The 10,152-nt window shown below is 70.3% G+C and carries 8 protein-coding genes and 1 rRNA gene; 5 read left to right on the forward strand and 4 right to left on the reverse strand.

The features are described from left to right. Window position 1: 1 nt before the first annotated feature. Window positions 2-1,075: an HAD-IIA family hydrolase gene (locus tag ACTWQF_RS32990; protein ID WP_443283415.1), complete on the reverse strand. Its 1,074-nt coding sequence runs from the start codon at window positions 1,073-1,075 to the stop codon at window positions 2-4. Between the two features lie 157 nt (window positions 1,076-1,232). On the opposite strand from ACTWQF_RS32990, the gene ACTWQF_RS32995 reads away from it, so the two are divergent. From ACTWQF_RS32995 to ACTWQF_RS33015, 5 genes are all read left to right on the forward strand, one after another. Beyond that, the gene (locus ACTWQF_RS32995) at window positions 1,233-2,552 is read left to right on the forward strand and encodes a DUF1015 family protein (RefSeq protein WP_443283416.1); all 1,320 of its coding nucleotides are present in this window, start codon (window positions 1,233-1,235) and stop codon (window positions 2,550-2,552) included. A gap of 251 nt (window positions 2,553-2,803) precedes the next feature. Continuing rightward, on the forward strand, window positions 2,804-4,366 hold the full coding sequence (locus tag ACTWQF_RS33000; RefSeq protein WP_443283417.1) for a pyridoxal phosphate-dependent decarboxylase family protein: 1,563 nt from the start codon (window positions 2,804-2,806) through the stop codon (window positions 4,364-4,366). Continuing rightward, a complete protein-coding gene (locus ACTWQF_RS33005) occupies window positions 4,360-5,787 on the forward strand; it encodes a lysine N(6)-hydroxylase/L-ornithine N(5)-oxygenase family protein (protein ID WP_443283418.1) in 1,428 nt (475 codons plus the stop codon). The genes ACTWQF_RS33000 and ACTWQF_RS33005 overlap by 7 nt, the downstream gene beginning before the upstream one ends. Beyond that, window positions 5,784-6,365, forward strand: coding sequence for a GNAT family N-acetyltransferase (locus ACTWQF_RS33010; RefSeq protein WP_443283419.1), 582 nt, complete (start codon window positions 5,784-5,786; stop codon window positions 6,363-6,365). The genes ACTWQF_RS33005 and ACTWQF_RS33010 overlap by 4 nt, the downstream gene beginning before the upstream one ends. Further along, window positions 6,362-8,173: an IucA/IucC family protein gene (locus ACTWQF_RS33015; RefSeq protein ID WP_443283420.1), complete on the forward strand. Its 1,812-nt coding sequence runs from the start codon at window positions 6,362-6,364 to the stop codon at window positions 8,171-8,173. The genes ACTWQF_RS33010 and ACTWQF_RS33015 overlap by 4 nt, the downstream gene beginning before the upstream one ends. 70 nt (window positions 8,174-8,243) lie before the next feature. On the opposite strand, the gene ACTWQF_RS33020 is transcribed toward ACTWQF_RS33015, so the two are convergent. From ACTWQF_RS33020 to rrf, 3 genes are all read right to left on the reverse strand, one after another. Further along, the gene (locus ACTWQF_RS33020) at window positions 8,244-9,002 is read right to left on the reverse strand and encodes a hypothetical protein (protein ID WP_443283421.1); all 759 of its coding nucleotides are present in this window, start codon (window positions 9,000-9,002) and stop codon (window positions 8,244-8,246) included. Next, complete coding sequence (locus ACTWQF_RS33025; protein ID WP_443283422.1) at window positions 8,942-9,640, reverse strand: hypothetical protein; 699 nt, start codon at window positions 9,638-9,640, stop codon at window positions 8,942-8,944. Before ACTWQF_RS33025 ends, ACTWQF_RS33020 begins: the two co-directional genes overlap by 61 nt. A gap of 388 nt (window positions 9,641-10,028) precedes the next feature. Further along, window positions 10,029-10,145, reverse strand: a 5S ribosomal RNA gene (rrf, locus tag ACTWQF_RS33030). Between the last annotated feature and the right edge of the window lie 7 nt (window positions 10,146-10,152).

Below are 10,152 nucleotides of genomic sequence, written 5' to 3' on the forward strand. Positions count from 1 at the left end.
CTCAAAGCCCCAGCCGGGTCAGCACGTTACCGGCGTCCAGCCGGCACTCGGCGTCCCCCGCCGCCGACCAGGCCGCCCCGCACAGGGCACGCAGCCCGTCCAGCGGTTCGCCGTCGCCCTCCAGCGTCAGCCGGTCCGCACCGGCGTGCGCGGTCCAGCCGCGGCAGCTGAAACCCGTCCCGGCGTCCCCTGTCACATCCGGCTGGGCCGCCAGCAAACCCCGCAGGTCGCGGGCCACATAGGTCGGCCGGTGGACAGGCCGGGCGGCGAGCAGCCGAGTCGCGTCGGTCACCCCGGTCAGTACGAGCAGTGAGTCCACGCGCCCCGCGTGCGCCCCCTCGATGTCGGTGTCGAGCCGGTCGCCGACCACCAACGGGCGTCGTGCGCCTGTCCGCAGGATGGACTCCCGGTGCATCGGCGGCAACGGCTTGCCCGCGACCTGGGGCTCCGGCGGTGTGCGCATCCACCGGGTGGCGATGCGGACGACTTCGACGGCCGAACCGTTGCCGGGCGCGATGCCGCGCCCGCTGGGGATGGTCAGATCGGTGTTGGACGCGTACCAGGGCACCCCGCGCTGCACGGCGATCGCCGCCTCGATCAGGCGCCCCCACTCCATGGAGGGCCCGCCGTAGCCCTGCACCACGGCCGCGGGCTCCTCGTCGGCCGTCTCGACAACGGTCAGCCCTCGCTCCTCCAGCGCGACCCGCAGCCCGTCGGCGCCGACGGCCAGCACACGCGCGCCCCGCGGAACCTGCTCGGCGATGAGCCGGGCGACTGCCTGCGCCGACGTGATGATCTCGTCCGCCGCCGCGGGCACACCCAGCTGCGTCAGATGCGCGGCGACGGTCTGCGGGGTGCGGGCCGCGTTGTTCGTCACATACGCCAGCCGCAGCCCGCTCTCCCGCGCGGCGGCCAGCGCGTCGACCGCGTGCGGCACCGCCTCTCCCCCGGTGTACACCACCCCGTCCAGGTCCAGCAGTGCCGTGTCGTACGCGGCGTGCAGCGCGCTGTCGCTGGCCCGCGGGCTGGACAGCGGGGCGCTCGCGGCGGTGTCGGCGGCGGGGCTGTGGTGCATGAGGGCTTGCTCCTTGTGCTCTCTCCCGGGGTACGCAAAGGGCCGTCACGGGTCTTCGCGCCGTACCGATCCTCTCGCACACCGCCGCGCGCTCCGCACCCCTGCGCCCCCTGTGCCCCGCTCCACCGGGAACGGGGCACAGGCTTACCATGCACGGATGACCGTCCGAGGACTGAGACTCGCCCCGTTCCGGGGGCTGCGCTACGCGCCGGAGAGGGTCAGCAGCCTCGCTGCCGTGACCTCGCCGCCGTACGACGTGGTGGTCACACCGGACGGACTGCGGGATCTGGAGACGGCGGACCCGTACAACATCGTGCGGCTCATCCTTCCGCAGGCCGAGGACCCCCGGACCCGGCACCACAAGGCTGCCGAGACACTGCGCCGCTGGCAGGCCGACGGAGTACTGGCCCGCGACCCCCAGCCGGCGCTGTACGTCTACGAGCAGCGCAAAGGCGAACTGCTGCAACGCGGCCTCATCGGCGCCCTGCGGCTTTCGGCTCCCGAGGAGGGAGTCGTCCTGCCGCACGAAGACGTGATAGACCACGTCGTCGCCGATCGCGCCGATCTGATGCGCGAGATGGCCGCCAACCCCGAGCCGCTGCTGCTCTCCTACCGCGGCGACGGCACCCGTACCGGCGCGACCGCCGTCATCGAACGGGCCACGTGCGGCACACCGCTGGCGGCGACGACCACCGAGAACGGCTTCGCGCACCGGCTGTGGGCCGTCACGGACCCGGCCGAACTCGCCGAGGTCGACGCCGAGCTGTCCCGGCACAGTGCGCTGATCGCCGACGGCCACCACCGGTGGGCGACGTATCTGCGACTGCGCGCCGAGCAGGGCGGCTCCGACTCCGGCTCCGGCCCCGGTCAGGAGTCCCCGTGGAACTACGGCCTGGTGCTGCTGGTCGACACCGCGCGCTATCCCCTCCAGGTGCGCGCCATCCACCGGGTGCTGCCCAGGCTTCCGCTGAAGAGGGCGCTCGACCTGCTCGACCGGACGGGCGCGGCGTACGGGGAGGAGGGTGCTTTCCGCATCCGTACGCTGGAGGCTCCGCTGGACGAGGCGCTGGAGGAGCTGGAGGACACCGCGGGGAACGCCTTCCTGCTGACCGAGGGCGAAGGCGTCTTCCATCTGCTCGACCAGCCCTCCCCCACGCTGGTGGCCCGTACGGTCCCCGCGGGGCGGCCCGCGGCATGGCGGAAGTTGGACGCCACGGTGCTGCACTCGACGCTGCTGGACGCTGTCTGGCAGGTGCCTGACCGTCCCGAGGACATCAGTTATCTGCACAACACCGAAGCGGCCATCGAGCAGGCCGCGGCGTACGGCGGTACGGCCGTACTGCTGCGGGCCGTTCCGGAGGCGACGGTGCGGGAGCTGGCCGAACAGGGCGTCACAATGCCGCGCAAGTCAACCTCGTTCGGCCCGAAACCGGCCACGGGACTGGTACTCCGCACGATCGCCGACGTGCCTCGCTGATCTGCGCGGCCGCTCGGGGCCGCGCCCTCGGCGCCCCGCCCGGGCCCCCGCGCCGGGCGGGGCATTCTGTCGCATTTCTGCCTGCATTTCCCCTCGTACGACTGCCCGGGGAGCCCTCTTGCACGCCGCCGATACGTACAAGTTAGGGTAGCCTTACCTAATTGCACTCCACTCCCGGCAGGCCAACTCGTTCCGAGCCATGGCCCTTTGCCGGTGAACAGCAACCCCCACTCCCCCGGAGGTAGCCCCAGATGAGCAGCAGGTCCCACCTGCTCAACGACAGGACAGCGGAGCACTACAGGCGCTCCCTCACACACGGCGTCGAGCGGGTCGCCGCGAAGCTCGCCGACGCCGAACAGCCGTTCACCGGCGTCTCGCCCGCCGAGCTCGCCCCCACCGTCTCCGCTGTGGACCTGGAGAAACCGCTGGGCACCGCGCGCGAGGCACTGGACGAACTGGAGCGTGTGTACCTCCGCGACGCCGTCTACTTCCACCACCCGCGCTATCTCGCACACCTCAACTGCCCCGTGGTCATCCCGGCCGTGCTCGGCGAAGCCGTCATCGCGGCCGTCAACTCCTCGCTGGACACCTGGGACCAGAGCGCGGGCGGCACCCTGATCGAGCGCCGCCTCATCGCGTGGACGGCGCAGCGTATCGGCTTCGACACCGCCGCTGACGGCATCTTCACCAGCGGCGGCTCCCAGTCCAACCTCCAGGCGCTGCTGCTCGCCCGCGAGGAGACCTGCCGCCTCGTGCGGAAGAACTCCGAGACGGCGCCGACCACTCCGCAGATCCTGCCCAGGCTGCGCATCCTCACCTCCGAGTGCAGCCACTTCAGCATCGAGAAGGCTGCCGTCCTGCTGGGCCTGGGCCCCGAGGCCGTCCTCTCGATCCCCTGCGACGAGCAGCGCCGGATGCGCGTCGACGCGCTGACCGAGCAGCTGGCGCGCTGCGAGCGTGCCGGAGAGACGGTGATGGCCGTCGTCGCCACGGCGGGCACCACGGACTTCGGCAGCATCGACCCACTGCACGCCATCGCCGACCTGTGCGAACGGACGGGCACGTGGCTGCATGTGGACGCCGCCTACGGCTGCGGGCTGCTCACCTCGCGGCGCCGTCGCGCACTGCTGGACGGTGTGGAGCGCGCCGACTCGGTGACCGTCGACTACCACAAGTCCTTCTTCCAGCCGGTGAGTTCCAGCGCCGTCCTGGTCCGCGACCGCGACACTCTGCGCCACGTCACCTACCACGCGGACTATCTCAACCCGGCCCGCAGCGTGGAACAGGAAATACCCAATCAGGTAGACAAATCACTCCAGACCACGCGCCGGTTCGACGCGCTCAAGCTCTGGATGACCTTGCGCGTGATGGGAGCCGACGCGCTCGGCGAACTGTTCGACGAGGTCGTGGACCGCGCCGCAGACGCCTGGCGGCTGCTGGACGCCGACGAGCGGTTCGAGGTCGTCGTCGAGCCCCGGCTCTCCACGCTCGTCTTCCGCTACCTGCCCGGGGAGCACCATCTGCCGGCGGACAGCGCCGAGGAGACGCTGACCGACCGGGCCAATCTGCACGCCCGCGAGGCGCTGTTCGCCTCCGGTGAGGCCATCGTCGCCGGCACCGTGGTCGACGGCCGCCACTACCTCAAGTTCACCCTGCTCAACCCCGAGACCTCGCTGGCCGACATCGCCACGGTCCTCGACCTGATCGCCGCACACGCCGACCGGTACGTCGACCAGCACAACGCCGAGCAGCCCAACGCCGCCCAGCACAACGCCGCCCGCCCGTCAGTCCTCAGCGCCGCCCAGGCATGCTGACCGACCCCCCACGGAGCCCTCACGTGACTCCCTCCAGCGCCCACCCGGCCGACGCGCCCGTACACGACTTCGTCGCCATCGGCCTGGGCCCCTTCAACCTGGGCCTCGCCTGTCTGACCGCACCGATCCCGGAGCTCGCCGGCGTCTTCCTGGACGACAAACCGGAGTTCAGCTGGCACCCCGGCATGATGCTGGACGACAGCACCCTGCAGACCCCGTTCCTGTCCGACCTGGTCACCCTCGCCGACCCGACCTCGCCGTTCTCCTTCCTCAACTACCTCAAGGAGTCCGGCCGACTGTACTCGTTCTACATACGCGAGAGCTTCTATCCGCTCCGCGCCGAGTTCAGCGACTACTGCCGCTGGGCCGCCGACCGCCTCGGCGAGACCGTACGCTTCAGCCACCGCGTCACCAGCGTCGAGTACAACGAGGGCGAGGGCCTCTACACCGTCCACGCCGAGCATCTGACCGGCGGGGAACGCGCCACCTCCCGTACGTTCCGCACCCGGAAACTGATCCTGGGCACCGGCACCCCGCCGTATCTCCCCGAGCCCTGCCAGGATCTGGGCGGCGACCTGATCCACAACTCCCGCTATCTGGAGCACAAGGAAGCCCTCCAGAAGAAGCGGAGCATCACCCTGGTCGGCAGCGGCCAGAGCGCTGCGGAGATCTACTACGACCTCCTCCAGGACATCGACAGCTTCGGCTACTCCCTCAACTGGCTCACCCGTTCCCCCCGGTTCTTCCCCCTCGAATACACCAAGCTGACGCTGGAGATGACCTCCCCGGAGTACGTGGACTACTTCCACTCCCTCCCGCCCGACACCCGGGACAGCCTGGTCGCCTCGCAGAAGAGCCTCTACAAGGGCATCAACTCCGAGCTGATCGACGCCATCTTCGACCTGCTCTACCAGAAGAACCGCCGCGGGCCCTGCCCCACCCGGCTGATGACCAACACCGCACTCACCGACGCCTCGTACGACGAGTCCCGCGGCATCTACACCCTCGGGCTGCGCCAGGAAGAGCAGAAACGTGACTTCAGCCTCACCACCGAGGGGCTGATCCTGGCCACCGGCTACCGCTACCAGCGGCCCGCCTTCCTCGACCCGATCGCCGACCGCATCGAGTGGGACGCCCGCGGCCGCTTCGCCGTACGCCGCGACTACAGCATCGACACCGCCGGACAGGAGATCTACGTCCAGAACGCCGAGCTGCACACCCACGGCTTCGTCGCCCCCGACCTGGGCATGGCCGCCTACCGCAACTCCTGCATCATCCGCGAGCTGCTCGGCCGCGAGGTCTACCCGGTCGAGAAGTCCATCGCCTTCCAGGAGTTCACCGCGCCCACGGACGACCCGACGGCTGCGGGAGCGAACGGCGCCGCCGCGACGGGAACGGACGGCCTGGAGGCAGCGCTGTGACGACCGCCGACCCCACCGTCTTCACCCGCACCGACGCGACACTGGGCACCCTCGCCCTCCGTCCCGTCGACCCGCTCACCGACCCCGAGCTGCTGCACCGCTGGGTGACCCACCCCAAGTCCGCGTTCTACCTGCTCCAGGACGCCACGCTGCCCGACGTGGAGCGGGAGTTCATGAGCATCGCGGCCTCCCCGCACCACGACGCCTTCCTCGGTCTGCACAACGGCGAGCCGGCCTTCCTCATGGAACGCTACGACCCCCGCTACGTGGAGCTGGCCGGGCTCTACCCGCACCAGCCCGGCGATGTCGGCATGCACTTCCTGTGCGCGCCCACCGAGCAGCCGGTGCACGGCTTCACCCGGGCGGTCATCACCACCGTCATGGCGATGCTCTTCGACGACCCGGACACCCGCCGCGTCGTCGTCGAGCCGGACGTACGCAACACCGCCGTGCACGCCCTCAACGAGGCGGTCGGCTTCCGCGTCGACTCCACCCTCACCAAACCGGAGAAGGAAGCACTGCTCAGCTTCTGCACCCGCGAGCAGTTCCGGACCGCCACAGGAGTGACCCCCGCATGACCCTCCCCACCACGCCCCAGCCGACCCAGCCGTACGAGGCCGTCAGCCATCTCACGCCCGAACGCTGGGCCCAGGCCACCCGGCTCCTCGTCCGCAAGGCGCTGGCCGAATTCAGCCACGAGCGGCTGCTGAGACCGGCCCCGCTGGACGACGGCGAGAACCGGTACGCGGTCCGCTCCGACGACGGCACCACCGAATACCGCTTCACGGCCCGCCGCTTCGCCCTCGACCACTGGCAGGTCGACGCCGACAGCGTCACCCGGCACCGCGACGGCAGCGAACTCCCGCTGGACGCCCTCGCGTTCATCACGGAGCTGCGCGGCACACTGGGACTGGGCGAGGAGATCCTCCCCGTCTATCTGGAGGAGATCAGCTCCACCCTGGCCGGCACTGCCTACAAACTCGCGGCCCCGCCGGTCACTGCGGCGCAGCTGGCCGCAGCCTCCTTCCAGGCCATCGAGTCAGGGATGACCGAGGGCCACCCGTGCTTCGTCGCCAACAACGGCCGCCTCGGCTTCGACATCGCCGAGTACCGCGCCTACGCCCCCGAGACGGGCTCGCCCGTACGCCTCATCTGGATCGCCGCGCGCCGCGACCGTGCCACCTTCACCGCCTGCACGGACCTCAGCTACGACAAGCTGCTGCTCTCCGAGCTCTCCGCCGCCACGCTGCGCCGCTTCTCCGCCGCCATGACCGAGCAGGGCTTGGACCTGGAGGACTACTACCTTCTTCCCGTCCATCCCTGGCAATGGTGGAACAAGCTCTCGGTGACCTTCGCCGCCGAGATCGCCCAGCGCCACCTGGTCTGCCTCGGCCATGGAGACGACGAGCACCTGGCCCAGCAGTCCATCCGCACCTTCTTCAACGCCACCCACCCCGCCAAGCACTACGTGAAGACCGCCCTCTCGGTCCTCAACATGGGCTTCGTCCGCGGTCTGTCCGCCGCCTACATGGAAGCCACCCCCGCCATCAACGACTGGCTGGCCGACCTGGTGGCAGGCGACGCCGTCCTGCGCGACACCGGCCTGGGCGTCCTCCGCGAACGCGCCGCCGTCGGCTACCACCCCGCCCCCTACGAGGCCGCGGCCCCCAAGGGCTCCGCCTACCTCAAAATGCTGGCGGCCCTCTGGCGAGAGAGCCCGATACCGTTCCTGGAAGAGGGCGAGAAGCCCGCCACCATGGCCTCGCTCCTGCACGTCGACCGCGACGGCAACTCGCTGGCAGCAGCCCTCATCCAAAGCTCCGGACTGGAACCCACGGAGTGGCTGCGTGCCTATCTGCACGCATACCTGACCCCGCTGCTGCACTGCTTCTACGCCTACGACCTGGTGTTCATGCCGCACGGCGAGAACGTCATCCTCGTCCTTGACGAACATGGCGTCCCACGCCGCGCACTCTTCAAGGACCTGGCCGAGGAGATCGCCGTCATGAGCCAGGACGCCGAACTGCCGCCCGAGGTGGAACGCATCCGTGCCGACGTCCCCGAGGACATGAAGATCCTCTCCCTCTTCACCGACGTCTTCGACTGCTTCTTCCGCTTCCTGGCCCCCACCCTCGACGCGGCAGGGGTCCTGGATGAGACGAGCTTCTGGTCGACCGTGGCCGACGTGACGAAGGACTACCAGAAAGCAACGCCCCATCTGGCAGCCCGCCACGCCCAGTACGACCTCTTCGCCGACGAGTTCGCCCTCTCCTGCCTCAACCGCCTCCAACTGCGCAACAACCAGCAGATGGTGGACCTCCAGGACCCCGCCGGCGCCCTCCAGCTGACCGGCACCCTGAAAAACCCCCTGAGCGCCTACAAGTAAAGGCAGCAAGCAGCACAAAGGGCGGACCCCCAAAGGGGGTCCGCCCTTAACTCACTGCACCACCGAGAGCTCAGCCCTCCGAGGACACCTGTCCCTCGGCCCCTGCCTCGCCGACGACGCCCTTGTCCTCGTTCTCGTTCTCGTCCTCCTCCGCGAGCGCGTCGATGAACTCCACACCGTCCAGTTCGGCGAGCCGGTCGGACGCATCGGTCAACCCGCCCTGATCCGCCTCCAACGCCTTGGCGAACCACTCACGGGCCTCGTCCTCACGCCCGACCTCCAACAGTGCGTCGGCGTACGCATACCGCAGCCGCGCCGTCCAGGGCTGCACGGAGTTGGACGCCAGCTCGGGGCTCTGCAACGTCACCACAGCCGCGTCCGGCTGCCCCATGTCGCGGCGCGCCCCCGCCGCGACCAGTCGCATCTCGACCTGCCCCGCCTTGTCGAGCTTCTGCACCTCGGGCTCGCCCGCCATCGCCAGCGCCTTCTCGGGCCGCCCCAGACCACGCTCACAGTCGGCCATGACCGGCCACAGGTGCTGAAGCCCGGTCATCCGCCGGGCCGCCCGGAACTCGGCCAGCGCCTCGGAGTACTTCTGCACCCCGTACGCGGCGAACCCGGCAGCCTCCCGCACCGACGGCACCCGCGACGCCAGCCGCAGCGCCACCTTCGCGTACGCGTACGCCTGCTCGGGGGCCTCGTCCAGCAGCCGCGCCACCATCACCAGGTTGCGCGCGACATCCTCGGCCAGCGTCTTCGGCAGGCTCATCAGCTCCTGCCTGACGTCCTTGTCCAGCTCCTCGCCGGTGACGTCCTCATCGATCGGCAACCGCCGCAGCGGTTCCCGCTCCGGCCGCTCCCGACCGCGTTCCCGGTCCCGGTCCCGGTCGCCACGCCCGTACGGCCGGTCGCGGTCACCACCACGCCGGAAGCCACCGCCCCCACGACTGTCGTCCCGCCGGAAGCCGCCACCACGCCGCTCGTCCCGCCGGTCGTCACGTCCCCGGCCGCCACCGCCCTGGCCGTACGGCCGCCGACCGGCACGGTCGTCATCCCGACGCGGCCCGCCACCCTGCGGCCGCCCGCCGTCTCGGTCGTCCCGACGGTACGGCGCACGCTCGCGCTCCCGGTCGTCCCGACGGTACGGGGCACGCTCGCGGTCCCGGTCGTCCCGCTGCGGCCGGTCCCCCCGGTACCCACCACGCCGGTCGTCCCTGCGCTCACCCCGCCCCCGGTCGTCGCGCCGGAACTCCCCACGTCCACGGGAGTCGCGGCCCCGGGAATCGCCTCGACGCTCGCCCGGACCACGGTCCGAGCGACCCGAACCGTCCCGGTCCCGATCACCGCGCCGTTCATCCCTCCGGCCATCCCGCCGCTCGTCCCGACGGTCATCTCGCCGCTCGTCCCGACGAAAACCGGGGCCGCCCTGGCCACCGCGCCCGCCACGGTCGTCACGTCCGCGGTCATCACGCCCACGGTTGTCGACCGCCCGCTCACCGCGCGGGCGGTCGTCCCGCCTACGCTCTTCGCCGCGGCGCTCATCCCTACGGAAACCGCCCGAGGAGCCACCTCGATCGTCGCGCCGGAAGCCCCCGCCGGCCCGGCCACCGTCCTCCCGCTTGGGTCCGCGGGAACGCTCGCGGCCGTCGCTGCTACGCGGGCCGGACTGTCGTGGCCGACGGTCCGCTCGGCCGCGGTCGTCGGAGGAGCTGGGGGACATGATGACTCCTGTCTGCGTGCCCGCGCACAATTCTCGCGCAGGCGGTGGAACAACGCTCTTCGGAAAGCGAGAGGAAAACAAAAAAGCCCTTGGCCTTCAGCGCATGTACGCTGAAGGCCAAGGGCCATAAAGATTGTTCGGCGGTGTCCTACTCTCCCACACGCTCCCGCATGCAGTACCATCGGCGCTGTAAGGCTTAGCTTCCGGGTTCGGAATGTAACCGGGCGTTTCCCTCACGCTATGACCACCGAAACTCTGT

Origin of the sequence: Streptomyces sp. 8N114, assembly GCF_052245835.1 — a bacterium.
In the GTDB taxonomy this organism is placed as follows: domain Bacteria; phylum Actinomycetota; class Actinomycetes; order Streptomycetales; family Streptomycetaceae; genus Streptomyces.

Excerpts from the sequence above, each read along its gene's own strand:
- ACTWQF_RS32990 (WP_443283415.1), bottom strand. The coding sequence starts at position 1,075 with ATGCACCACAGCCCCGCCGCCGACACCGCCGCGAGCGCCCCGCTGTCC.
- ACTWQF_RS32995 (WP_443283416.1), top strand. The coding sequence starts at position 1,233 with ATGACCGTCCGAGGACTGAGACTCGCCCCGTTCCGGGGGCTGCGCTAC.
- ACTWQF_RS33000 (WP_443283417.1), top strand. The coding sequence starts at position 2,804 with ATGAGCAGCAGGTCCCACCTGCTCAACGACAGGACAGCGGAGCACTAC.
- ACTWQF_RS33005 (WP_443283418.1), top strand. The coding sequence starts at position 4,360 with ATGCTGACCGACCCCCCACGGAGCCCTCACGTGACTCCCTCCAGCGCC.
- ACTWQF_RS33015 (WP_443283420.1), top strand. The coding sequence starts at position 6,362 with ATGACCCTCCCCACCACGCCCCAGCCGACCCAGCCGTACGAGGCCGTC.
- ACTWQF_RS33025 (WP_443283422.1), bottom strand. The coding sequence starts at position 9,640 with ATGACCGCGGACGTGACGACCGTGGCGGGCGCGGTGGCCAGGGCGGCC.